The organism is Photobacterium aquae (assembly GCF_001029445.1).
GTDB lineage: Bacteria > Pseudomonadota > Gammaproteobacteria > Enterobacterales > Vibrionaceae > Photobacterium > Photobacterium aquae.
In genome coordinates this window covers 1-22,959 of record NZ_LDOT01000007.1, presented here as the reverse complement: position 1 = coordinate 22,959, position 22,959 = coordinate 1, and the positions used below count along the sequence as shown (strand labels likewise).

Annotated in this window: 25 protein-coding genes; 13 read left to right on the top strand and 12 right to left on the bottom strand. The window is 43.4% G+C overall.

The window, feature by feature from the left end; genetic code table 11:
• Positions 1-256: 256 nt before the first annotated feature.
• Complete coding sequence (locus ABT56_RS07220; protein ID WP_047878210.1) at positions 257-1,543, top strand: L-cysteine desulfidase family protein; 1,287 nt, start codon at positions 257-259, stop codon at positions 1,541-1,543.
• A gap of 104 nt (positions 1,544-1,647) precedes the next feature.
• Here ABT56_RS07220 and ABT56_RS07215 read toward each other — a convergent pair whose 3' ends face one another.
• The 6 genes from ABT56_RS07215 to ABT56_RS07185 form a co-directional block, all read right to left on the bottom strand.
• The gene (locus tag ABT56_RS07215; protein ID WP_047878209.1) at positions 1,648-1,914 is read right to left on the bottom strand and encodes a Rho-binding antiterminator; all 267 of its coding nucleotides are present in this window, start codon (positions 1,912-1,914) and stop codon (positions 1,648-1,650) included.
• A 168-nt stretch (positions 1,915-2,082) separates the two neighbouring features.
• On the bottom strand, positions 2,083-2,868 hold the full coding sequence (locus ABT56_RS07210; protein WP_047878208.1) for a RelA/SpoT domain-containing protein: 786 nt from the start codon (positions 2,866-2,868) through the stop codon (positions 2,083-2,085).
• Positions 2,869-3,137: 269 nt separating this feature from the next.
• Positions 3,138-3,929 carry a nucleotidyltransferase family protein gene (locus ABT56_RS07205; RefSeq protein ID WP_047878207.1) on the bottom strand — a complete coding sequence of 264 codons (792 nt, stop codon included), beginning with the start codon at positions 3,927-3,929 and terminating at the stop codon, positions 3,138-3,140.
• 695 nt (positions 3,930-4,624) lie between these two features.
• Positions 4,625-4,984, bottom strand: coding sequence for a HopJ type III effector protein (locus ABT56_RS07195; protein WP_047878205.1), 360 nt, complete (start codon positions 4,982-4,984; stop codon positions 4,625-4,627).
• Positions 4,985-5,077: 93 nt separating this feature from the next.
• Positions 5,078-5,464 carry a DUF2750 domain-containing protein gene (locus tag ABT56_RS07190; RefSeq protein WP_047878204.1) on the bottom strand — a complete coding sequence of 129 codons (387 nt, stop codon included), beginning with the start codon at positions 5,462-5,464 and terminating at the stop codon, positions 5,078-5,080.
• A 109-nt stretch (positions 5,465-5,573) separates the two neighbouring features.
• Positions 5,574-6,599, bottom strand: coding sequence for a transporter (locus ABT56_RS07185; RefSeq protein ID WP_240478272.1), 1,026 nt, complete (start codon positions 6,597-6,599; stop codon positions 5,574-5,576).
• A gap of 413 nt (positions 6,600-7,012) precedes the next feature.
• Between ABT56_RS07185 and ABT56_RS07180 the strand changes: the two genes are divergently transcribed.
• The 6 genes from ABT56_RS07180 (at position 7,013) to ABT56_RS07155 (ending at position 11,727) form a co-directional block, all read left to right on the top strand.
• Positions 7,013-7,603 carry a hypothetical protein gene (locus ABT56_RS07180; RefSeq protein ID WP_047878203.1) on the top strand — a complete coding sequence of 197 codons (591 nt, stop codon included), beginning with the start codon at positions 7,013-7,015 and terminating at the stop codon, positions 7,601-7,603.
• A 44-nt stretch (positions 7,604-7,647) separates the two neighbouring features.
• Positions 7,648-7,983 (top strand): hypothetical protein, encoded by a 336-nt coding sequence (locus tag ABT56_RS07175; RefSeq protein WP_047878202.1) that lies wholly within the window; start codon positions 7,648-7,650, stop codon positions 7,981-7,983.
• Between the two features lie 181 nt (positions 7,984-8,164).
• Positions 8,165-8,746 carry a hypothetical protein gene (locus ABT56_RS07170; protein WP_047878201.1) on the top strand — a complete coding sequence of 194 codons (582 nt, stop codon included), beginning with the start codon at positions 8,165-8,167 and terminating at the stop codon, positions 8,744-8,746.
• A 147-nt stretch (positions 8,747-8,893) separates the two neighbouring features.
• On the top strand, positions 8,894-9,568 hold the full coding sequence (locus ABT56_RS07165) for a C39 family peptidase (RefSeq protein WP_047878200.1): 675 nt from the start codon (positions 8,894-8,896) through the stop codon (positions 9,566-9,568).
• 8 nt (positions 9,569-9,576) lie between these two features.
• Positions 9,577-10,086 carry a hypothetical protein gene (locus ABT56_RS07160; RefSeq protein ID WP_047878199.1) on the top strand — a complete coding sequence of 170 codons (510 nt, stop codon included), beginning with the start codon at positions 9,577-9,579 and terminating at the stop codon, positions 10,084-10,086.
• Between the two features lie 297 nt (positions 10,087-10,383).
• The gene (locus tag ABT56_RS07155; protein ID WP_047878198.1) at positions 10,384-11,727 is read left to right on the top strand and encodes a sigma-54-dependent transcriptional regulator; all 1,344 of its coding nucleotides are present in this window, start codon (positions 10,384-10,386) and stop codon (positions 11,725-11,727) included.
• Positions 11,728-11,774: 47 nt separating this feature from the next.
• Here ABT56_RS07155 and ABT56_RS07150 read toward each other — a convergent pair whose 3' ends face one another.
• The 3 genes from ABT56_RS07150 to ABT56_RS07140 all read right to left on the bottom strand — a co-directional run bounded on the left by ABT56_RS07150 (position 11,775) and on the right by ABT56_RS07140 (position 14,348).
• Positions 11,775-12,536: an MBL fold metallo-hydrolase gene (locus ABT56_RS07150; protein ID WP_047878197.1), complete on the bottom strand. Its 762-nt coding sequence runs from the start codon at positions 12,534-12,536 to the stop codon at positions 11,775-11,777.
• A 58-nt stretch (positions 12,537-12,594) separates the two neighbouring features.
• Entirely contained in the window at positions 12,595-13,092 is a 498-nt protein-coding gene (locus tag ABT56_RS07145) for a copper chaperone PCu(A)C (protein WP_047878196.1), read from the bottom strand.
• A 185-nt stretch (positions 13,093-13,277) separates the two neighbouring features.
• Positions 13,278-14,348 carry a US12 family protein gene (locus ABT56_RS07140; protein WP_047878195.1) on the bottom strand — a complete coding sequence of 357 codons (1,071 nt, stop codon included), beginning with the start codon at positions 14,346-14,348 and terminating at the stop codon, positions 13,278-13,280.
• Positions 14,349-14,654: 306 nt separating this feature from the next.
• Between ABT56_RS07140 and ABT56_RS07135 the strand changes: the two genes are divergently transcribed.
• From ABT56_RS07135 to ABT56_RS07120, 4 genes are all read left to right on the top strand, one after another.
• Positions 14,655-15,116 (top strand): acyl-CoA thioesterase, encoded by a 462-nt coding sequence (locus tag ABT56_RS07135; protein WP_047878194.1) that lies wholly within the window; start codon positions 14,655-14,657, stop codon positions 15,114-15,116.
• Positions 15,117-15,201: 85 nt separating this feature from the next.
• Positions 15,202-15,450 (top strand): hypothetical protein, encoded by a 249-nt coding sequence (locus ABT56_RS07130; RefSeq protein ID WP_047878193.1) that lies wholly within the window; start codon positions 15,202-15,204, stop codon positions 15,448-15,450.
• 93 nt (positions 15,451-15,543) lie between these two features.
• Positions 15,544-15,906: a RidA family protein gene (locus tag ABT56_RS07125; RefSeq protein ID WP_047878192.1), complete on the top strand. Its 363-nt coding sequence runs from the start codon at positions 15,544-15,546 to the stop codon at positions 15,904-15,906.
• A 276-nt stretch (positions 15,907-16,182) separates the two neighbouring features.
• Positions 16,183-17,823: a methyl-accepting chemotaxis protein gene (locus tag ABT56_RS07120; protein ID WP_047878191.1), complete on the top strand. Its 1,641-nt coding sequence runs from the start codon at positions 16,183-16,185 to the stop codon at positions 17,821-17,823.
• A 48-nt stretch (positions 17,824-17,871) separates the two neighbouring features.
• Here ABT56_RS07120 and ABT56_RS07115 read toward each other — a convergent pair whose 3' ends face one another.
• Entirely contained in the window at positions 17,872-18,429 is a 558-nt protein-coding gene (locus tag ABT56_RS07115; protein ID WP_047878190.1) for a hypothetical protein, read from the bottom strand.
• Entirely contained in the window at positions 18,426-18,791 is a 366-nt protein-coding gene (locus ABT56_RS07110; RefSeq protein ID WP_047878189.1) for a VOC family protein, read from the bottom strand. The genes ABT56_RS07115 and ABT56_RS07110 overlap by 4 nt, the downstream gene beginning before the upstream one ends.
• A gap of 199 nt (positions 18,792-18,990) precedes the next feature.
• Between ABT56_RS07110 and ABT56_RS07105 the strand changes: the two genes are divergently transcribed.
• Both ABT56_RS07105 and ABT56_RS07100 read left to right on the top strand, forming a co-directional pair.
• Positions 18,991-20,448 carry a pyridoxal phosphate-dependent decarboxylase family protein gene (locus tag ABT56_RS07105; RefSeq protein ID WP_047878188.1) on the top strand — a complete coding sequence of 486 codons (1,458 nt, stop codon included), beginning with the start codon at positions 18,991-18,993 and terminating at the stop codon, positions 20,446-20,448.
• 52 nt (positions 20,449-20,500) lie between these two features.
• Positions 20,501-21,775, top strand: a complete 1,275-nt coding sequence (locus tag ABT56_RS07100) for a metal-dependent hydrolase family protein (RefSeq protein WP_047878187.1) — start codon at positions 20,501-20,503, stop codon at positions 21,773-21,775.
• Between the two features lie 58 nt (positions 21,776-21,833).
• On the opposite strand, the gene ABT56_RS07095 is transcribed toward ABT56_RS07100, so the two are convergent.
• On the bottom strand, positions 21,834-22,826 hold the full coding sequence (locus ABT56_RS07095) for a helix-turn-helix transcriptional regulator (RefSeq protein ID WP_047878284.1): 993 nt from the start codon (positions 22,824-22,826) through the stop codon (positions 21,834-21,836).
• Positions 22,827-22,959: the final 133 nt, after the last annotated feature.

Below are 22,959 nucleotides of genomic sequence, written 5' to 3'. Positions count from 1 at the left end.
GTTTGACAGCGATTTCGGTTGTTTAATCAATCTGTTAACTCTGATGATTTGTGATATGACAGTTGAGGAGGAATCTAATTATCATTTTTGAGCGTTTAGAGAAAAATTTTCTATAAATTCTTTTTCTGATAGGATTTTTGAGCAAAATATACTCCTGATGATGGTGTAAATTAGCAGCCATAACAATAACATGGCTACTGCTTTCTCATTTTTTCTTCTAGTAGCCAGCCCCTGCAAATTGTATAGGTTGATAGCAATGAAAAAGCACCTCTGGTCTGGATTTATCGATACTGTAAAACGCGAAGTTGTACCTGCATTAGGTTGTACCGAGCCTGTGTCTGTTGCGCTTGCCGCTGCGATAGCAACGCGCGAACTGCAATGTAAGCCTGCATATATTGATGTGCATGTTTCACCTAACCTGATGAAAAATGGTATGGGGGTAGGTGTACCGGGAACGGGTATGGTTGGTTTGCCTGTCGCTGCTGCCGTGGGTGCATTGGCTGGCGATCCCGATGCTGGACTGGAAGTGCTGAAATCTATCACCCAAGAAGATGTCGTTAGAGCCAAGCAGATGCTTGATGCCAAAGCGGTGTCGGTTGGCGTGGCACAGGTGCCCAATATCCTTTTTGCCAAGGTCACAGTAGGTGCCGGCGAGCATTCTGCTACCGTGATTATTGCTGATTCTCATACACAGGTTGTCTCTGTTTCCGTCAATGGCGAAATCCGTTTTTCTGCCGAGCTGGCAGAGAAGTCAGTGAGCGAGCCGGAGATCAACGTATTTGATGAGGCGACGGCGCAGGATATTTATGATTTCGCCTTGCATGCACCTCTTGCCGATATTGAGTTTATCTCTCAGGCCTACGAGCTGAATGAAGCCTTGTCTCAAGAAGGGCTGACAGGCAAGTATGGGTTGCAAATTGGTGCGACGTTCCAGCGCAATGTGGATCGTGGCTTGATCTCTGGTGGGTTGATGACGGATATCTTGCGTCGTACATCCGCGGCTTCAGATGCCCGAATGGATGGTGCAATGAAACCAGCGATGAGTAATTCAGGTTCGGGTAATCAGGGGATTGCCGCGACAATGCCAGTGGTCGTAGTGGCTGAACATATTAAGGCTGACCGCGAAACGGTATTACGTGCTCTGATGATGTCTCATTTAATGGCCATTTATATCAAGAGTTACCAAAACAAGCTATCTGCCCTTTGTGGTGCGACAACGGCGTCGATGGGAGCAGTAGCGGGGATGACATGGCTTCTTGGCGGCCAGTTCAATCATATCAGCAATGCAATTTGCAGTATGATTGGTGATATTACCGGTATCATCTGCGACGGCGCCAAAACAAGTTGTGCAATGAAAGTGTCTTCTTCGGCCAGTGCTGCAATTAAGGCAGCCCTGATGGCACTCGATGGTATCCGCGTTACAGGCAACGAAGGAATTGTGGCCGACGATGTGGATGCGACTATCCGTAATATGTCTGCATTGGCAAACGGTGCAATGACTCAAACGGATGTACAGATTCTTGAAATTATGGTCCAGAAGTAAGACTGAACCGCTTAGATAGTTGTTAAGCCATATTGGCGGTTAACCAGACAATGAAGGGGCACCTAGCGTGCCCTTTTTGCTATCTGAAGAAGATATACATTGCGCTAGTTAAATTGCACTTCATTAAACTGTGCGCCGGGGCTCAAAACTTTCATACTCTCCAGGTGATCCATTCGGATAGGAAGAATATCTTCACCGTGTTTTAACAGTAGCCATTCAGACTTATCGGCCCGGGCTTGTGTATCCATACAGATCCCCTGATAGACACTATGATCGATACAGGTAATAAGTACGTCATAGTGGTATACACAGGCAAGTTCAATATAGTCATAGTTTCCGCAAGGGATTGGTTGATACTCTTCTTCTTGCATTGCCGCTGTCCTTATTAAGACCTTTCTCAGAAGATATGCCCAGAGTGCCTATATTGCAAGCAACAGAGTGTGACTCGTTGCTTTATAGCAATTTTACGATGAACAACGGGTACGGTGATGGAAAAAGAAGGCCGCTGCGGATATAAACAGGCGGCCTTAGGGGGAAGGTTAAACGGCAATGCGGTTAGGTTGCAGGTATTGCTGCCATGCATTGTGATACAGCGTTTTCGATGTGGTGCGCAGTTTGTTTATTTGCGCTACTTCAAATTCGCTTAGCTCGCGGCTTTGATCGGTCGCATTTCGTTCGATCTTTTGGATTTCTTCGTAGATCGCGTGCTCATCACCATTTTTCACGGTAGAGATGGCATCGAGGTGCAACTGAATTTCAGCAATCATTTTGCTTTCCGGCAGCTCTACCAGCACTTTCAAATCACGGTAGCCAGAAGCATTCGGCTGCTTGAAGCGGTTTTTTACCGCAACAATTTGGCTCTCTTTACCAATTAGCTCGAAAGCCTGAACCAACTCGGGAATGTTATCCGCAACAATGGATGCACGTGCCAAATCTGTAATTTTTGATGCGTCTCCGTTAAGCTCGCTGGCGATTTTCGCCTCTGCACGATCTTTGGACTTAACGTCAGGCAATACCGTCGTGGTCTTAGAAATCATGCCGACTTCCTTTACCAAGGTAGCCAGCTCAAGTTGGGCCTTAGGGGCAACTTGATATAGCTGATCGATGTGCGCATATGGCTGCATAATATTAGCCTGTCGCCAGCTATTGATACTGTATAGACCGCTTAAGCTACGCTGAAAAGACTGTTTGCTTGCTTCAGCTTGCTTTGGCGATATTTCATAATCGAGCCTTGCACAATTCGATGTCGATGGTGCTGCAATAGCCGTACCACGGCTAAGCAAGAACAGGACAAAGCAAGTACGAAGTACCGATTTCAGATCCATTAAACAACTCCTAGGGGAACCTATATGTAGGCTCTCTACGTAAACGGTAATCGCATGCGTTATAAGCAGCAGTAAAAAGAGTCGTAGAGGTTGTGTTGTCTATGGCAGCAAGACTACCAGAGTTATCTGAACGCCAGATGAATTAACTGCTTATGGTCTTTAGGGGATTTGGATAATGTGCATAAATGCGATATTGAGCACGTTTGACAGTAAAATCCATTGGCTTTATTAAAAGAAGGGGAGCTTATGCTCCCCTAATGATTGACTGGCTAACTTGCCTGGGCGGTAAGGCCACTTGGTTGTAGGTAGTGATGCCAAGCATGCTGGTACATAGTTAGAGATGTGCTGCGGAGCTGTTTGATCCTCGCCAACTCAAACTCGTTGAGTTCACGTTCTTCTGCAATGGCCAAGCGCTCAAGTTGCTGAATTGTCTCGTAGATTTCATGTTCAGGTCCATTCTTGATCTCAGCGATGGTTTCAAGGTGAAGCTGCACTTCTGCAATGATTTGGCTATTGGTAAGTGAAATCAAAACTTTCAGGTCACGGTAGCCTGATGGTGCCGGAGATTTGAAGCGGTTTTTGGTTTCTATAATTGTCGCTTCATGGCCGAGTAATTCGAATGCGTCAATTAGCGATGGAATATCTTTAGCGATAAGGCTACCACGAGCAAGATCCGTGAGTTTATCGGCATGCCCATTGAGCTCGGTATCCACTTTGAATTTTGCCCGCTGCTTGGATTTAATCCCCGGCAAAATAGGTTTGGTGTCGGTATGTAGGCTAATTTGCGTTAGAAGCTGTTTGAGTTCAGCTTGAGCAACTTCACCTTTGCTGTAGAGGGTATCGAAATCAGCATAGGGTTGTTTGAGTTCATGGGCGGCAGCAGATGGGATGGCGTAGAGACCGCTAAGAGAGTGCTGGAATTTGTCTTTACTTCCTTGAATTGGTGAAGGATGTTCAATATCTGAATCAGTAAACTGCGGAATTGATGCATTGGCAACAGGGCCACGTCCGAGTACACATAGTAGAACAAAGCATGTTCTAAACAGTGATTTAGGGATCATTAAAACTCCTTAATCATGCCACATACAGTAGTAGCAAAATGAAGAGCACAAGCTAACAACACATTCCGCCAGCACTCTCTGACACTTAAGATATCTGGGCGAAAGGGGGAATTTCAATATGAATAAAGGCGAAAAATACCTATAAATCAGTGAGGTTGTGACCGCCTTCCCATCGTTGAGGTTTTCAATGTGAGGCCGATCACCAAGCCAATATTTTGAATTGATTATTTAATGGTAGGATATAGCAACTTGAGCCAGCTCGAGTCTATTCATCAACAAAGGAATAAAGGTTACTAATGCAACAAGATGCGTTGATCATGCTGGGAGCAGCTTGGCTTTTAATGACAGTGGTAAGCTATATGCTCTTTCATAGGGGCACAGATGCGGATAAGAAGCGTAAGTTATGGCCGTATTTCACGACGGGAAGCAATGTGGCCATTGCGAGTGTGATTGCCTATATGCAGCCTCCGATTGTATATATGGTTGGGATAGTGCTCTTTATGGTGCCGTTAACCGTGCTAACGATTCGATCCACAAAGTTCTGCCCATCTTGCGCCAGCCCTAATCGCAGCCCATTTTTCACGGCTCCGCCGAAGAAATGTAATGTGTGCCAAACGGCTTTGAAGTAAATTTTGTTGATTAGGGCGAATATAACTCGCCCTTAAGCCCTTAAGAAGAGGTGGCCCCCTACTGTCTTATGCGTATTTTTTTTCTGTTAGGGGAAGCGTGTTAAATCGAATACCTTGCCAACCGTATTTCATGAAAAGGCGAATATTTTTATGGTCGTTGCGATCAGGGTGGGGTAGCACATCTTTACGGTAATAATCACCAAAGCATGCCAGTGTTTCGGCCTCTGATAGCTGATGCAAATTGGCAAAAGCAAAAATTCGGCATGATCCTTCATTTATACCGGCAAGGTTGTGCAGGGTCTCCCTGCCTAATCCATTGCTAAAATCAGTTGCTTGGTAGTGGTAATGCTCGTTGATAATAGCCATTACCTGTTCGAAACTAACCACTTCGGGTGTGTGTTTCAATTGCTTGAGTAACGCCTCCATGGCACTTTCTCCTGTGCAAAAGTATTGACTTTGGTATGGGTAAAAAGGGGAGATATGCTCCCCCCTTTATTAATATCGCTATGTTAGGACCAGTTACTTACGAGCCTGTTGCTTGAGTTCAAAATCAAGCTCTTCAGGTGAAATAACCAAACCTTCTTCGCTTTGGTCTGGGAAAATGACTACAGCTAGTTCGTCATCTTCCAGTCCATACGTCCAGCGGCTGTGCCACTTGTTAAGTGAGATGGCTTCGGCTTTACACTCTTCCCACTCACCTGTTGCCCATAGCTCGGCGAATTCTTTATTCGGCCATACAGGTACGCCGTCTTCTTCGTCGGTATTGAGCATTACGCAGCCGTGCTCATCGGTCAAAATCCAGATTTCACGGTTAGAAACCACCTCTTTAACCAGATATTTAAAGCGCTTTTCTGCATCAAGAGCCAGAATGTCATCGATTTGTGACTGTGTTAATGGCGCGGACATAACTTGTTTTCCTGTGACACATAGTAATAGCGTCATAGCATAGAGGAAAATTAGACTTTAGTCATTGAGTTATCCCTGCCCAAGATGGGCAGGGAGGTCGATAGCGACGTTATTTGAGGGTATAGGGGATTCTGACGGTGAGCTGGAAATCAGGTGCATCGGCTGTTAAGCCCGCACTGACACCGACATTTAGCGTGGTCTCACGGTTTATGGCGTAATTGGCCCCCATTGAGATTGAATCCAACTGAAGTAGTTTGGCGTCAGGAGCGGTACTGCCATCGATTTTCGACTTTAGTATAGTCTTGTGGCTCAATCCCAAACTAAATGAAAATTTAGAATTCACGGCAAAGCCCATGCCTGCACTTAAGCCAATGGTATCCCCTAAATCAATTGTTCTGTTACTCGTGTTGTCGTTGCTATCAGTGATGGTGACATCGTCTTCTATATTCCAAATGTAGCTTAGGCTGGCATAAATAACAGCAGGATCGATAGGCATGATCATCGTGACACTCGGTTCAATACTAGGAAAGCCAGAACCAGTTGGTAGCTCTTCGAGATCGAGTTGGTCATTTGCTGAAACTTCGTAAGGTGAACTGCCGGTGGTGGTTTTAAACCTCAATCCTGCAATCCAATACGGGGCTTCTAGCATGTTGATTTGGTATTTGAATGCAGCTTCAATATCGCCGAGATCATTGTCGCTAAAGGTACGAGTTTCTGGCTCCTCGCTACCATCTCCATTGAAGTTTCGGCTAGAGATAGAATCATAGCGGTATACCCATGGTACTCGGGCCTCAACTTCTAGACGGTTTGTGATTCCGTAGCGCCCACTAAGGCCAAGGGTTAGGGTCGTACGATCCGTGTCACTAGCTTGAATTAAGCCAACCAGTAAAGATGGCAGTACGGTATAACCAATAACAGAAACGGTATTGGATGAGTTCTGGGTAAACGAAAAGCTACTGTCTAGAACAAAAGAGCCTTTGGGGGTAAGAACGCCGGGTAGGTCAGGATCAAGTAGGTCGGCGACAGTTTGTACCACCCGGGGCTTTTCATTGGCATTCGATGAATCATCAGCCGCTACTGGCCCCGCCAATAGGGTAAGCAGCGTAATCAGGCCACAGTTATAGTAACTATTCACGGTACCCTCACTTAGTCTATTTCCCAAAAAGCCATTACATAACACCGTATGAGTAATGACACAGCTTGTTTTTCTAATAAGAAAATCATAGTCGCTATGAGAATGAATGGTATTGTGAGAATATCAATCAACGTCTTAATGTTGAGAACACGTGCCCGGCTGATTAATTATTGAGATGGGGTATTAAAATTGATATTTAATGAGTGATTCTATGTTTTAAAAAATGAGACATTTACTCATTATTTGAAATGTATTTCACGGCATATTATGAGCCAGAATTATTTTTATTTTGCTGTCTTCTTTTTATTAAAAATAATACATGAATAAAACTTGCCATCGCTATAGTTAAGGTATCTCGCCGGAAACGTGCGAGTGATTATAAAAAAAGAACTCAATACATTTGGAGTAAGATCATGCGTAAAACAAATATCGCACTATTAGTAGCAGTTATCGCTTCTCCATTGGCGCTGGCAAATTCATATTACGACCCATATAACCCATACGGTTATGATGATGGAAACGATAAAACAATTACTGACTCGTATAATAAAGACATTGATAAAACGTTAACTAAGAATATTGATAAAGATTACAATGTTGAAAAAAGCTATTACTCTGATGACGATACTTTGAAAATGAAGAACGTCAATAATACCAAGAAACATGAGTATGTTGACAATAGCCATCATGATTATAGTCAAGATTGGGATATTGATTTGACTCATACTACTAACATGGCCTCATCAGATCTTGATGGTGTAGTGTCATACAGTAAAGTTTCATATGGTGCAGGTTGCTGCGAGGGTAATGGTGGTGGTTACTACGGTAAAAAAGGTGGTGGTTACGGTCCATCAGCACCATCTTCATTGCAAGTTACTCATCATAACGACATGACAGGTGCATTCTCTGGGGCATCGGGTATTAATATCGCCGGTCAGAATGCAGGTAATAATTCACTTGTTCAACAAAGTGCAAGTACCAATGCGATGTTAGCCGGTCAATAATTTATTATTACTGAGGGCTGGTCATCAGCCCTCAGGAGGATACCATGAAATATTTAACACTGGTTGCAGCTTCTTTATTCAGCGTTTGTAGTATAGCTGCCGATGAGTTGGATATTCTAGCAAGCTCGCAAACACTTTCGGATGATACTCTATCTGTGTCTCGAGGTGGTGAATATGAGTTAAAGCTCGATAATATCCATGCGAGTTCAGATATGCAAGGTGATGTTGCAAGTAACTCAGCATATAACAATACTACTGGTGATAATATAATTGATGCTGGTTCATTAAGTAACTCATCAGGTGTGTTTAATATCGTTCAAAACACAGGTAATAATGTGTTGATACAAAATGCAACCGTTGTAAATCTGACATTGAAGTGATTGTTAGTCTATCTATTGATGATAAATAATAACTGAACTTATAAATGTATAATTTATTATTATTGGATTTCGCAGGGCATAACAGTTCTTCATTCGATTTTTGCTAATTCCTCGATATAGTAAGAATTATTGATAGTAGAATTGTGAATATAATTAAAAAACAACAGTTTGGAGTAATATTATGCGTAATACAAAAGTTATGCTGTTAGCAGCAATGATTGCATCACCAATGGCATTTGCAAATGGGGGTTATGGTGGCGGTTATGGTGGTGGTTACGGCGGCTATGATGATTACGACGGTGACCTAACGATTGAAGGTAGCAAGAACAAAACAGTTAGCGTCGAAAAAGAGCTGAATTACGAGAAAAGCGTTGATTATAAGAAAGATTACTACTACGACGATGATAAATTGCTGATGAAAAATGTCGGCAATACTTATGAAAAACACAAAGAAAATAACTCAAGCTGGGATAAGTCGATTGATGTTGACATTGATAAAGAAATTAATGACTACATCGCCTCAAGTGTTATCTATGGCACTGTGATGGATACAGAAGTGACTTATGGTGGAGCATGTTGTAAAGGTAGTTCTGGTGATGTGATGGTCGATCACAGTAACACCATGGGTATGGCTTACAATTCTGCATCAGGTATCAGCATTGCTGGTCAGAACGTGGGTAATAACTCAATGGTTCAGCAAAGTACAAGTACAAACGCAGCGCTTGTTGGCTCAGGTGTATCGCCAGGTACTGGTGGTTACTAAGATAAAGGGCCGAAAGGCCCTTTCTTCTTTTCGGTGTATAGATCAGTGTTTGGGTTAATGTATCGAAAATGATAAAGCAAGTGGTCTTTGATGGCTTAACCTTGAATTAGATAGGTTAATTGTTATCTCAATAAGGCAGCAAAGCGCATGAAGATAAATATAGTGATGCTTCTTAGCCTCGTTGTTTCGGGGAATGTATTCGCTCTTGATTATTTTCCGAATCGCGGCGGGTTTAATGTTGAGGTTAAAAGCTATCAAGAGCAATTATTTGGTGATGTGTTTCGGCAGCAATATGACTTTAGTTGTGGATCTGCTGCTGTTGCTTCATTACTACAATTTCACTACGGAATAGAAGCTCATGAAAATGTTATTTTTGAATATATGTTCAAAAATGGAGACAAAGATAAAATAGAAAAACAAGGTTTTTCAATGTTGGATATGAAAAAATACCTAATATCTGTAGGGTTGGATGCAGATGGTTATAATATCCCACTTGAAAAATTTAACAAAATTCGTATACCTGCAATAACAATTGTAAATTTTGATGGATATATGCACTTTGTTGTAATTAAAGGTATGAATAGTAAGAATGTCATACTTGGTGATCCCTCTAGAGGGACGCTGACTATGCCTATTGAAGATTTTAAATCATATTATAAAGGGGCAGTATTGTTGGTAAAGAATCAGGCCAAAGTTGGCAGGAAGAGTTTTATTACCGATGATAACTATAATATATATACCCCCTCACCATCGTCAGAGGCTGTTGTTAGAGATTCACTGTCAACATTCAGTATTACTCTGCCTGGTGCGAATGAATATTAGAGGCTTGTATGAGAAAGTTCACTCGTGTATTGATCGCTTCAGCAATAAGTAGTACAGCAATAATTGCACAAGCATCTATTAATTTTATAGGTGTTGATAATTTGGGTCTGACAAGTTTGTCAGATGATGAAATGTCATCTATGCGGGGTGGTTTTGTATCTTTAGATAATAATATCATCAGTATTGGATTATCCATAAATACAGCGATTAATGGCGAAACTGTACTGTCTACCCATATTGCTGATTTTACATTCAATAATGGTATATTACAGAGCAAGGATGGAAGTAGAACCTATGATCACTCAGATCCACTTCAAGTGGTTAGTATAGGTGATAATAATATTGTCACGGGGACACCAAGTAGTGATGTTTCCGGTTATGTGGTCCAAAACTCGGCTGATAATACGCATATTAGTACGCAGACGGTATTAGATATTGAGGCGGACATCAAGAGTTTCAACCAGCAAAACTTATTTAATAACCGATTGGAGAATGCGATCTTTTTCAGTGGTTATTAAACCTGTTGCATGATAAAAATTGTTTAAATGTAACTTTTTTGTCTTTTTGAAAGCACTACATGTTATGTAGTGCTTTTTTGTTTTGTTAGAATTTTAAGTGACGATGAAAAGTTCAGTATTTATATAACTATTTTGATTTTCATAAGTCATTGATAATTATATTTATATTATATGTTTAGTTAAAATGTACTAGATTTATATAAGGTTTCTTACTGTTGATACGCTGCAAAATAGTTAAAGCTCTTCTATATTTTTAATACATCGATAATAAGTATAAATTGACAGAAGGTGACTTAGATGGTGGCTCAAAGTCAAAACAAAACAATTGACGGTCGTTTGGTTGCAATTGGTTGTAACTACGAACCTTGGATTGCGCTCTTGGAACAATCAGGTTGGAAAACCCATTGTTGTTATGATTTACGGACTGTAGATTCAATTCTCGAGGAGTATAGCCCATGTATTTGTGTTGTTGATTTAAGTAATAACGATTTTAGTTTGAATAGTATTTCTTTGCGTGCAAATAAAACCAAACAAGTTAAGTGGATCGCAATTATAAAGAAAGAGCAATTAAATACAGATGCTATTTGTCAATTTATTAATAATTTCTGTATCGATTATTTCTCTGTTCCCGTTCCGGGAAGCCATCTGTTGTCGACGATAGGGCATCAGCTTGGTATGTTGCAGATTGAAGCCAGTTCTTGGGTTGAAATAACGTCTAAGCACGATATGGGACTTTTTGGCGAATCTAAATCAATCAAGCAACTACGAGATATGGTCCGTCGGGTAGCAATGACCGAGGTCAATGTGTTTTTAACAGGGGAAAATGGAACGGGCAAAGAACTGATTGCTAAATCTGTTCATAATTTGTCTAAACGTAAGAATACCCAATTTGTTTGTGTAAACTGTGCTGCGCTGAACCGTAATGATGAGCAAATGGCATTGCTTGATGGCTCCTATCGTCAAGAGGATGGGACGCGGTTCAATGGAACCTTGATGCTCGACAATGTGGACGAATTGTCAAAAGAGCTTCAGGAAGTGTTGTTGGGGTACCTCACAGCACCAACCATGGAAGGCATTGAAGAAGAGGATATGGCGGATATACGCATCATTGCCTCTTCAAGTGCAGATCTAGAAGCTGCTGTTGCCAACGGTGATTTCAGTAAGGAGCTGTTCTACCGCTTGAATGTTTTTCATATTAAGGTTCCGACTCTGCGCGAAAGGGGATCTGACATTTTCCTTTTGGCTGAAACCTTCTTGACGAAATTTGCGCGTGAATATAGCACGATGGCATCGACATTTTCTGAGGATTCAAAACAGTTGCTGCTTCGTTATAGCTGGCCGGGTAATGTGCGTGAACTGATTAATCAGGTTAAACGAGCGGCCTTGCTAGCGGAAGGTAATGAGGTGAGGGCGGAGCACTTTGATTTGCCGAGCAAAGCGAATCTGAAACAAAGCTTGCGTAATATTAAAGATGAAGCTGAAAAGGATGTTTTGGTGGCGGTGTTGGAAACCCATCGCGGTCAAGTTGCCTCGGCGGCTAAGGATCTGGGGGTGTCACGCGCAACCATGTATCGTTTGTTGAATAAGCATAATATTGTGCCGGACGTTCGGCATTACAATAACGGTTACGCCCGTGATTAATTGAAGTGACGACGTAACGTAAAGCCCTCTATGACAGAGGGCTTTTTTTATTTGAAGCCAAGAGAGTGGTATACCTTGAAGAGCTTACTCTTGACTGAATGCCAATGGGTTATTGGCTTGTGTGGGATCAGTGTCAGGATATGAGTTTGGATTGATTGGCTGGGCCTTATTTCTCCCCCGTGAGCGAGTAACAATGATGAAGGCGCTAGATGAAAGATACGTTCTAAAGATGCTCGGTAGCGGTTGGGATGAAAGATAGGATAAGGCGGAATATAGTGCTCTTTAACTTTGACCATAAGATCTGCTACATAGATGCGATTTAGTGGCAGGTGGTAAAGTGATAAGTCTCTATCGGTATGGCCCTGGGTAAAGAGGACTTTCCAGTCAGGAAAATAGGGGAGATATTCATTGTCGTCTAGTAGAAAATCCGCCTTGAGCCACGGGGAGAACAACAGCCGCTTTGTTGGACGCTTGAGTCGTTTGGCGACCCATTTAGCTAATAGAATATCGGTTAGGAACATTAATTTACCGTCTATTCCTTGATACCAGTGTTTTTTGATACGGCACATGGCGATGCTACAGCCGGTTACTTGCCGTAATTTGGCTGCTCCCCCGGCATGATCAGGGTGCATGTGGGTAACTACCGTGAGCTTTAAATCATGTACTGGCCGTTTGAGTTGTGTCTCAATGAAGTTGCATATGGTGGGGACGTCAGCATAACAGCCGCTATCGAGAAGAAGTAGCCCGTGTTGATATTCAGCGAGATAGATTGTTTGGATATAACCTTGGATCTGGTGAAGAGCGAGCATAGCGGCAATCTCCCCAAACAGGCCGCAGCGCGGCCTGATGTATTGTCACAGGATCATCTTAGTGATGTGCATGTTCACTGTTCATTGCTGGTTGTTTATTACTATTAGGAGTGAATGTTGCTTTTTCTACTTTGACATTTACTTCTACTTCGCCGGCATGTTTGAAGGTCAATGTCAGCGGGAAGGTTTCACCTAGTTTCGGTACTTCTGCCAATTCGAAAAACATAATGTGGAAACCGCCGGGTTTGAGTGATTCTTTGCCATTGGCGGGTATTGTTATCGCAGGCACTTCGCGCATTTTCATCATGCCGTCTTGATGTATATGAGCATGTAGTTCGGTTGTTTTTGCTATTGGAGAACTAGCCGCAATCAACTCATCGTTTTTATTCGTGTGGTTTTCAATATCAAAAAAGGCGGCTGCGACGGATGATGATGGCGGTACTTGTTTGGACCACGGATGGTCAATGGTCAGTGAACCTGCATTATATTCATGTGCTGATACAGTTGCAGAAAGTAGCAATAGGCTTGAAAGAATCGACGTTTTCAGTATCTTCATGAGTTTATTCTCAATTTATATATTCTTGATGGGTATGTGTGCCAATATCAAAATGATATCAGCAATCAAGCGAAATTAAATTAATTGTTAATGGTTTGTTTGCTTGTTTGTGATAAAGATTCACTGCGTAACATCAAAAAAAAAGCCAGAGTACGACTCTGGCTTTTTGTCTGTGATGCGAAATGTTAGCTTTCAGAAGTAGCTACGCCGTGCCATTGGTAGTGGTTATTCGGTTTCTTGCTGACAATACCTTCATCCATAAAGCGCTTGAATAGCTCATCGACGTCTTCGTTGGTTACTTTCAGATATTGGGTAACAGCACGTTTGGTGCAATTAACCTTGTTTTGGCTTAGTGCATCGATAGCCTGTTCATAGAGGCTTTTAGGCTCGACAGGTTCAGGTGCTTGTTTTGTCATTGCCTGCTCATCACCGGCTGAGAACTCTTCATCAGACCCTTGGTAGTAATGAGTCAGTAACTCTGGTTCTTTCGGTTCACAATTAGCAAAGCTATCGATGGTAATCGTATTGTTGTTTTTGAATTGGTTGCGAAAACGCAGCTCTTCACCAATTAGCCCAACAAAGAAAGCCGCAAAGAAATCCAGCAAAACAGAAAGGAAAATCACCAAGCCGAGTTGGGCGGTTTGGGTCTTAATGTGCAGTGATTTAGCCAAGCTGTCGATCAGGCCGATCACAGAGCCTTGGCTGACAACCGGTAGACTGTCGCGCTCTGCTGCCAACGCCATTTGTTGTTCGCGCAGTTTGTCATTTTCTTTCTGGATACGGGTCACACCAGTAGCGATACGCTCCATTTGGATATATTTCTCAGCGGCGACGTTGTTGAGTTTGATTTGATCTTCAATCGCCTCAATTTGCATGTTGTAGTTGTTGATCTTGCTCTGCTGAACATTGACATGACTTTGCGCCTGATTCGTTGCGCTGTTGATACCGCCAACCGAACCACCAATAGAGATTGCTGCTAATACGGCATAAAAGGCAAATGCAGAAAAAGCACCGGTGTAATTGCGGCGTGCACGACGTTCGCCAAATTCGTACCAGGCAAAAAATTTGCCTAATTCGAAAATAACGGCGAGTCCGCCGAACAGGATTTGCATCATTGGGTCTTCGTCAATAGACAAAAACAGCAATAGGGAAAAAATGATAGAGGCCAGAATTGATGCGCCGGTGAAACTGTACACCGTCGCCATGGCGAAATTACCTTTCGGATAGCGGATTGGAAGATTATTGTCGTAAAGCATAGTGTGTATGTGGCCCTTCGGCGCCTGTTTGGTTTTCCTGACGCCGCCATTGGGCATCAGGATAAAATTGGGCTGCTAGAATACCGCAAAAGCCTACGTAATCCTTTATAAAATCAAGTTTATTGTTGTTTAACGTTGAAAATTTACACACGGCTTTCATTTGTGTTTAAAAAGTAGGCGTTGACCTGTGTGTTACATCATCAATGTGCTAGTCATTTAATATAATGGGGTGTTTGGGGGAGTGCGAATTATGGACTAATATTCAAACAAACGTTTAAGAATTCAGTAAAAGGCAAGGAGGCGAATATGGATAGCTTGTTGGATGGATACCCTGTGATCACAGAAATTCCCGTAGCATGGGGTGAGATGGACGCATTGCAGCATGTTAATAACGTTGTTTACTTTCGCTATTTTGAAACGGCACGGTTAGATTATTTTACCCATATTGGTTTAATGGAAGAGTTGAAGGAAAGCCGTGTTGGACCCGTTCTTAGTGGTACTCAGAGCCGTTATCGTTTGCCGGTAACCTATCCGGACACCTTACTGGTTGGAAGTCGGGTCAGCGCTGTGGATAAAGACCGTTTTACGATGGAGTACATTATTGTAAGCCGCCAGCAGCAGCAAATTACAACGTATGGGCAAGCGGATATAGTGATGTTTGATTTCAACACTCACAGCAAGGCAGAAATAAGTCACACATTACGCGGACAGATTGAGAAACTTCAGCCAGATTTGGTGTGTCAGGACACGACAGACCTGACATCGTAACTTTGCTGATTGTATCCTTATATTGTCGAGTCAGTGAGACTGGTGTAGTGAGATGTCATGATACGAATCTCAAGGGGCGATGCACATGTATATAGTGATTGAGCATGAGATAACAGATCCTGCAAGATTCTGGCGCAAGGCAGATGTTGCCATCAGCGAAGCCCCCGCTGGGATGAGATTATGTTCCACCATCGTCAATGACTACCAGAAATGCTGCCAGTGTATGTGGCAGGCTGATTCCATTGATGCTATACGAGATTACTTAGAACCCGCATTGGGGGATGTGTGCAATACCCTATATGGTGAAGTTGATCCGGACAAAGCGATTTATTAGCAGCAGCAAACACCGCGTTGCAGGAGAAAAAACTGTGTGACAAGGTGTTTTTTTATTAAAATAACGCGGTTAAATCACTAACCGAGAGCAGTTATGACTATTCACCGTATTAACCCTTGTAAGCGTTGGTCTGATATCACGGTATTTAATGGTATTGCACATTTTGTTGAAGTGGCAGATACCGATACCTCAGCGGATATCAAAGGACAGACAGAACAAATCCTTGCTCAGGCTGAAGCAAATTTGGCAAAGATTGATAGCGATAAATCGCGAATTTTGTCGGTAACTATTTATGTTACTGATTTTGCCAATTTCGATGCGTTAAATGAAATTTGGGATGCCTTCTTTCCTGAAGGTTGTGCTCCGAGCCGTGCTTGTGTTAAAGCTGAGCTAGCGGATCCTGATTATCTTGTCGAAATGGCATTTGTAGCTGCTGCTGGCGATAAATATAAGTAACAGCCCAAATATATCATATTGGGATAAATAACCTGATATATACCTAAAGAGCAACCTGTAATTGAATGGTTGCTCTTTTTGTATTTTGGGGCTTGGGTGTTTTCAATTTGTTTGTAAAGGTGTTTATATTATTAATAAGACGAAGCAAATATGCGCTTTGAGTTGCTATTGTATTACGGAAAGGAAATATAAAACCTGTTTAGTATGCATCAAAGCCTGAATACCTTTCATTTTATAAAAACGGACGTATAATTAATCATATCAATAAATATAAACATGAATTCTATACTTTTTTATAATCGTTCTCTTCAATTCAAACTTACAGGTTGTTTTTTATTCGTTGCAATATTGATTATTAGTGTGTTATCCGTAATCTCTTATAATACATTAGTGAAACGAGCTTATTCAGCATATGACTCTGAGTTACGTACGTCGGCTTATGCGGCTCAAGCTATAATTGGTGATGACTTCTTAAGCATGAATAACGACCATGCTGATGATTATGATCGTATTGTGTCGGTACTGACTGATTTTAACCAAAAAGTTGGTTTGGACTATATCTACTCAGTTTATATGAAGAATGGTCGGATTTATTATACATCTGTTAATAAATCACCGGATGAAATTGGCCGCGGAGATTATAAAAATTGGTATCATAAAGAGTACGAAATTGTACCAGCAATGATGCGTAAAGCATTTGAAACATCTCAGATTCAATATGAAGAATACCAAGGAGAATTTGGTGTTTTCAGGTCTATATTTATTCCGTTTAGGAATTCGAACGGTGAATTACACGTAATCGGTGCCGATGTTTCGATTGCTGCAATCGCTAATATGAAAAAAAGAGTTATAACTAATACTCTGATTCTTGCTGTAATTCTTCTATTAGTATCGATTATTATTGCAGCGTGGTTTAGCCGCAAGATAACTCATCCGGTATATGTGCTGAATGATACATTAACATCTTTAGCGAATGGCAATTGGGACTTAACGCGCCGTTTGAGTATTCGAAGCGGTGATGAAATTGGCATGATGGCCAAGGCATTCAATACATTCATGGCTGCCTTGCAGGTGAAGATCACAGATATCGACACAGCGGTTAATAGTGTAAACAATAATTGTACCGAACTTGAACATTTGATGGAGGAGGTGTCTGACCGTTACGACGCTCAAGCACATGATGTTCGCGCTGGTGCAACGGCTGTTGAGGAATTATCTGCCAGTTCACAGAGTGTGTCCGGGATCGTTGTGGCTGCTAGTGGAGAAATGTCACAATTTGGTGATTTGACCGAGAGTACAGTCAAAACAATTAATCTTGCACTAAACAGTATCAAAGCTGTTCAGCAAGAAGCATTAATTATGACTGATAAATTGGCGAAGTTGGATCAGCAGGCTGAGGATATTCACTCGATTGTTGAGGTGATCAAGGATATTGCAGACCAAACCAATTTGTTGGCGCTTAATGCCGCGATCGAAGCTGCTCGTGCCGGTGATCAAGGGCGGGGTTTTGCCGTTGTTGCCGACGAAGTTAGGAAGTTGTCAGAGCGAACGGCAACGGCAACAATTGAGATTGGGACAATGATTGCGTCTATCCAAACGGATACTAAAGATGCCTCAGATATGATGCATCATGCAGTGATTGGTGTAGATGAAAGCACGCGTTTTGCCGATCAGGCTAATGAGTCACTGGAAAACTTCAAGACGAACATAAGCAAAGTCAGTGATGGGATGGCTGAAATTACTCTTTTGGTGAATGAGCAGGCCAAAGCCTCTGAAGATTTAGCTTTGAATGTGACCTCTTTGAGTGAGAAGGCCGATGAAAACAAGGAATCGACCCGCTGTTCTGTCTTGGAGGTCAACCAGTTAAAAGGCAAGGCGGATCAGCTTAAAGATGTTGTGAGCCTGTTTAAATACTGAGTTGAGGGACACACCCTAGATAGTGAGCCATAATGGCTCACTATTTTTTTAGGTATCATTATGTGCTATCGAGTTAGGTGTGTTTTCGCCGTGTACATAAGGATGGTTTAGTGTTTGTTGTAGTTCGTGAAGCCCTGTTAGTGCTCTTTGAGTTTGTTTGAGCAAATTATCATTGTTGTTATTTGAGCATAATCTTATGGTTTGCCGGAAATAGTCTTGAGCCAGATCTAACTCACCGATTTCGACCATAAACTTACCATGATAATAGTAGCTTAATCCCATTTGGTATTCATTGGCATCTTCGCGAGCGGCATAGAAGTAGCATTTTGCCAAAATTAGATCACCAGCATATTGATACGATATTGCTAGAACGTGAGTCGCCCAGAATTTATTATCTTGTGATTTTGTCTTTTTAAATACCTTATTGCTAAAATATATCGCTAACCGATATAAACCGGCGATACGCAGCCAGTTAGCTAGTTTTGTTAAGTAGAACTCATAGCGGGTTTGCTTGCTAAATACCCACACAATAGGCAGCAATGTGGTTGTTAATATTATTTTCATTAACAGAAGAAGCGTTAACTGGTCTCGTTGGTAACCGATCATTTTGTTTCCTTTAACTCAATACGGTTACCATCTGGGTCAATGATGATAATGATATTGGCCCAATCATAGGTGTAATATGCTGTTTGAACCCCATGATTTTGCAAATATGCAATAGCAATATTGGCATCAGGAATATCAAATCTTAATACGGTAGGATTTTCGGTCGAGCTTTTTTCTTCAAGGCTTGCCTTACCACCGGTTTCAATTAACAGGTAACTTCCCCCAAAGTTGAATTCAGACATTCTGAACTCACCTTCAATTTTTTCAGATACAAGGCAAAGACCAAGTATTTCGGAATAGAAACGGACGCAGTGATTGTACTTTTCCGTTTTTAGAATAATGCCTGTTTGAGTAAATTCCATTTCGACTTCCGTGTAACCCGTATGAACCCATTTGAATAATGCCCAATAAACACTATCAGCACTACAAAATGGTCATTTGCTCGTTCAAAACGATGAATTAACTCGCAAAACTTTAGCGTTGGATTGGCGTGAAATGGTAAGTAATTGAGGAGAGAATCATTAATTTAGACGGTAACTTTCATTGTTAGTGAGGTACGTCATGAGCCATCAATTTACCCAATATCGAGAACTACTCAATTCGTCTATGGGTCACGCAGTGGACTATTTGGAATCGCTACCAGAGCGCCCAATCGACAAGCAGATCGGCAGTGATGAATTGCGTTCGCGTCTTGGGGGCCCGTTGCCGCAAACACCGAGTGATGCCAAGTTGGTGATCGATGAATTGGCTGAGAATATCGAACAGGGTCTGATTGGGTCAGGTGGCCCGCGTTATTTCGGATACGCGATCGGCGGTAGTTTTCCGGTTTCGCTTGCAGCTGACTGGCTGGTGAGCGCTTGGGATCAGAATGTTCCATATTATGTGTCTAGCCCGGCGACATCCGTTGCCGAGGAAACTGCCGCCGAGTGGTTACTTGAATTGCTAGGCTTGCCGCACACTGCGGGCGTAGGCTTTACATCTGGCGCCCAGGAGGCGATTTATACCGCCTTGATTACTGCCCGCAATGCATTGCTGAAACGGGCGGGTTGGGATGTCGCCAAAAAAGGACTCTATGACGCCCCACGGATCAACGTGGTGGTGAGTGACCAGATCCACTCAACGATCAAGCGAGCGTTGTGGATGATTGGCATGGGCGAGTGCGATATCAAGACTATCCCGACAGACAAGAATCTACGGATTATTCCTGATGCCATTTCGGACGTGCTTGCACAATGTGATGGCCCGACATTGGTTTGTGCTCAGGCAGGCTGTATTGATTCGGGGGCCTATGATCCGTTCGAGGAGTTGTCAGCTTGTGTCAGTCGTCACCCGAATGCCTGGCTGCATGTCGATGGCGCGATAGGCTTGTGGTCGGCGGCGAGCGAAAAGCAAAAGCCGATGCTAAAAGGAATTGAAAAAGCCGACTCATGGGATACCGATGGTCATAAGTGGTTCAACATGCCTTATGACAGTGGCGTGGTAATTGTGCGTGATGCGAGCCTGTTGGCTGAGGCGATGGGGGGCAACAGTATGGGGGCCTATTTGACAGATGCCATTGCCAAGCCGGATCGCAACGCCATTAACTTTGGTATCGCGGCGTCGCGCCGTGCCCGTGGAGTGCCGGTTTACGCGGCGATTAAGGCCCTTGGCAGGCAGGGTATAGAAGACCACCTGGATACCTGTTGTGACTTGGCTCGTCGTATGGCCGACCGTCTACGCAATGTTGACGGCATTACCATCCTAAACGATGTGGTCTCGAATCGATTCTCAGCTCAGTTCGGTAAAGGCGATGATGAGTTTCGCAATGTGCTGACGGCACGTATTGTCCATCGTTTACAGCAAGAAGGTTTTTGTTATCCGTCTACATCTGGGTACAAGGGGCTGAAAACCATGCTTTTCTCGGTGCTTAACTGCCATACCACTGTGGCTGATATTGATGCATCGGCTGAGAAGATTATCGAGGCCTATCATATTGAATTGGAAAAAATTGATGCCGCTTGCGCATCGGCGGTGATTTGAGTCGGTTGCGTACTGTTGAATAAATTGATTTCACCTGAAAAGTGAGAAGACAATGAAAGTATTGATTAAGAATGTCTCTTTGTTTGATGGGATCAGCGAGACGCTGACGGTTGATTGCTATATCGGTATTGAGGACGGCAGGATCCAGTCGATCGCTCAACAGCAGGATCCTGCTGTTGCGTACGATAAGGTGATTGATGCTACGGGTTATACGGTGATCCCCGGCCTTATTGATGCGCATACCCACATTGCCATGTCTGATACGTTTTTGGCGCTGGATAAAATGACAGCAGAGGAAGTGGCAATTCGTTCCACCGTAATCGCCAAGCAAATGCTTGAGCGCGGTTTTACCACGGTGCGCGATGTGGGTAGCAATTGCTATGGTCTCAAGCAGAGTATCGACAGTGACTTTGTGCCTGGCCCTCGCATTTACCCAAGTTATGGTGCGATTTCGCAAACTTGCGGCCATGCTGATTATCGTCAGAACCGAGCCCAGCGTTCGGTGTTCAACCAAGGGATTGAAGATTCCAGCTTTATGCGTCAGGGGCATTTGATTTTGGCGGACGGTGTGCCGGAGTGCCTTAAGCGGACGCGTGATCAAATCTTTATGGGTGCATCGCATATCAAGGTATTTGGCGGTGGTGGTGCGTCTTCGCTATTCGATCCGCTCGATACAATTCAGTACACCCGCGAGGAGTTGCGTGCGATTGTCGAGACGGTAACGAACTACGGCTCTTACGTATGTAGCCATATTCATGCCGGGCCGGCGATGAAAATTGCCATTGAGGAAGGGGTTAAGTCTCTCGAACATGCGACCTTTATGGATGATGATATTGCCCGGATGTGCTTGGACAAAGAGGTATGGGTGGTGCCGCAGTATGCGACCGCCGAGATGATCGCCCACCGTCAAATCCCGCTGGATAGCGAAATTCTTTATCAAAAGACGGAGCGGGTCGGCAAGGGGTTGCTCAAGCAGGCAGAGTTGGTAGAAAAGTATGGTCTGAAATGTGCGTTTGGTACTGATCTTATTGGAACGCCCGAGGTACATGCGCGCCAAAATGCTGAGTTTTCAGCACGCAAGAAATATTTTGGCTCGCTGCGTGGCTTGAAGCAGGCCACTTCAGATGCAGGGGAGCTGCTTAAGATGTCAGGTTTGCTCGACCCATACCCGGAAGGCGAGATTGGGGTACTACGCGAAGGGGCATACGCTGATATGCTGTTTGTGCAGGGTAACCCTGTCGAGGATCTCGATATTCTCGCCAATGCGGAGAATATAAAGGTGGTTATCAAAGGGGGGCAAGTCTATAAGGATACCCGCTTAAGCTAAGGGCCACCGAGCTAACATCATTAAAGCCAGTCAATCGACTGGCTTTTTGCTATGTCGGTTATAAAAATCGCTGGCGGTAGATTCGCGGCGGAAATCCGGTCAGTTTCTTGAATGCACGTGAAAAATGGGCGATATCCGCATAGCCCAGCTCGGTGGCGATATCAGTGAGGGAGAATTGCTTATCTTCCATCATTTGGCAGGCGGTGGTTAGCATGATGTTTTCCCTGACCTGTTTGAAGGTGGTGCCTTCGTCTGAGAGGCGTCGCTGCAATGTGCGGACACTGGTATTCATCAGTTCCGCAGCTTGTTCGATAGTGAATGATTGCTGCCCGAGATAAGGGGTCAGTGCCAGATATAAACTCTCGATAAAATTGGGCTGGTGGGGGGGCACTTGCTGAATACTGTCAAATCGTGCCGGAAGGTTGAACGGCGAGTTGAGCAGTGATTCGGAAAGTTCGACGGCGGAAAGACGGCGTTTGGCGTAAAGAACCGTTTCGGGGCAGTTAATCACCGCCGCCAGAATGCCTGCATCATCTGATTGGATGGCGATAGAGGCGGGCTGCCAGTCGCATTCACCTGCCATGCGAATAAATTCAATGAGGAATAGGATCGAGAATATTTCAGCCCATAGGAACCCGGTGGAATGGTCGTTTTGCTTGTAGCGACAGAACCAAGGCACATGATTGAAATACTCAAGGTCAATACTGGCCGAGGGTGAATCATGGCGAATAGCCGTTTTTAACTGGAAAATGGCTTCCCCTAAGGTTTGTGGGTTCGTTAGATGCCGTAGCATTTTGGGAATAAAGTAGGTTTGAATCAGGGTTCTCAGCAAATCGCCGTAGCGTTCGGGTTCAGCACGCTCGGCCATAAGCCCCAGCAGGTGTTTTACTGGTTTTTCGGGGATGAATTCATGCTTGCCGCGCAAAATATCATCAGGTAATCCGGCCGTTTTCAGGAGCGGGTAGATATCTGTTTCGAAATTCCTAAGTAACTCAATAAAGGTTGCGGCATGGACGGTTTTGATTAGCGGGATCAGTTGACCTGGTTGCATTGTCTGGCTCATCGTCGTACGGCTGTGTTTATTGCCATAGGGACAGGAATAGAAAGTATCTTGGGGATCAGCGTAGCATATATTCCTGAAGGGTGGCTGTTTCTTCAACCACAAAAAATGTATGGTCCGCCCC

Excerpts from the sequence above, each read along its gene's own strand:
- ABT56_RS07145 (WP_047878196.1), bottom strand. The coding sequence starts at position 13,092 with ATGAAGATACTGAAAACGTCGATTCTTTCAAGCCTATTGCTACTTTCT.
- ABT56_RS07105 (WP_047878188.1), top strand. The coding sequence starts at position 18,991 with ATGAGCCATCAATTTACCCAATATCGAGAACTACTCAATTCGTCTATG.
- ABT56_RS07125 (WP_047878192.1), top strand. The coding sequence starts at position 15,544 with ATGACTATTCACCGTATTAACCCTTGTAAGCGTTGGTCTGATATCACG.
- ABT56_RS07170 (WP_047878201.1), top strand. The coding sequence starts at position 8,165 with ATGCGTAATACAAAAGTTATGCTGTTAGCAGCAATGATTGCATCACCA.
- ABT56_RS07160 (WP_047878199.1), top strand. The coding sequence starts at position 9,577 with ATGAGAAAGTTCACTCGTGTATTGATCGCTTCAGCAATAAGTAGTACA.
- ABT56_RS07095 (WP_047878284.1), bottom strand. The coding sequence starts at position 22,826 with ATGCAACCAGGTCAACTGATCCCGCTAATCAAAACCGTCCATGCCGCA.
- ABT56_RS07150 (WP_047878197.1), bottom strand. The coding sequence starts at position 12,536 with ATGCTCGCTCTTCACCAGATCCAAGGTTATATCCAAACAATCTATCTC.
- ABT56_RS07155 (WP_047878198.1), top strand. The coding sequence starts at position 10,384 with ATGGTGGCTCAAAGTCAAAACAAAACAATTGACGGTCGTTTGGTTGCA.
- ABT56_RS07215 (WP_047878209.1), bottom strand. The coding sequence starts at position 1,914 with ATGCAAGAAGAAGAGTATCAACCAATCCCTTGCGGAAACTATGACTAT.
- ABT56_RS07100 (WP_047878187.1), top strand. The coding sequence starts at position 20,501 with ATGAAAGTATTGATTAAGAATGTCTCTTTGTTTGATGGGATCAGCGAG.
- ABT56_RS07110 (WP_047878189.1), bottom strand. The coding sequence starts at position 18,791 with ATGGAATTTACTCAAACAGGCATTATTCTAAAAACGGAAAAGTACAAT.
- ABT56_RS07140 (WP_047878195.1), bottom strand. The coding sequence starts at position 14,348 with ATGCTTTACGACAATAATCTTCCAATCCGCTATCCGAAAGGTAATTTC.
- ABT56_RS07190 (WP_047878204.1), bottom strand. The coding sequence starts at position 5,464 with ATGTCCGCGCCATTAACACAGTCACAAATCGATGACATTCTGGCTCTT.
- ABT56_RS07175 (WP_047878202.1), top strand. The coding sequence starts at position 7,648 with ATGAAATATTTAACACTGGTTGCAGCTTCTTTATTCAGCGTTTGTAGT.
- ABT56_RS07220 (WP_047878210.1), top strand. The coding sequence starts at position 257 with ATGAAAAAGCACCTCTGGTCTGGATTTATCGATACTGTAAAACGCGAA.
- ABT56_RS07120 (WP_047878191.1), top strand. The coding sequence starts at position 16,183 with ATGAATTCTATACTTTTTTATAATCGTTCTCTTCAATTCAAACTTACA.
- ABT56_RS07165 (WP_047878200.1), top strand. The coding sequence starts at position 8,894 with ATGAAGATAAATATAGTGATGCTTCTTAGCCTCGTTGTTTCGGGGAAT.
- ABT56_RS07135 (WP_047878194.1), top strand. The coding sequence starts at position 14,655 with ATGGATAGCTTGTTGGATGGATACCCTGTGATCACAGAAATTCCCGTA.
- ABT56_RS07205 (WP_047878207.1), bottom strand. The coding sequence starts at position 3,929 with ATGATCCCTAAATCACTGTTTAGAACATGCTTTGTTCTACTATGTGTA.
- ABT56_RS07180 (WP_047878203.1), top strand. The coding sequence starts at position 7,013 with ATGCGTAAAACAAATATCGCACTATTAGTAGCAGTTATCGCTTCTCCA.
- ABT56_RS07210 (WP_047878208.1), bottom strand. The coding sequence starts at position 2,868 with ATGGATCTGAAATCGGTACTTCGTACTTGCTTTGTCCTGTTCTTGCTT.
- ABT56_RS07130 (WP_047878193.1), top strand. The coding sequence starts at position 15,202 with ATGTATATAGTGATTGAGCATGAGATAACAGATCCTGCAAGATTCTGG.
- ABT56_RS07195 (WP_047878205.1), bottom strand. The coding sequence starts at position 4,984 with ATGGAGGCGTTACTCAAGCAATTGAAACACACACCCGAAGTGGTTAGT.
- ABT56_RS07115 (WP_047878190.1), bottom strand. The coding sequence starts at position 18,429 with ATGATCGGTTACCAACGAGACCAGTTAACGCTTCTTCTGTTAATGAAA.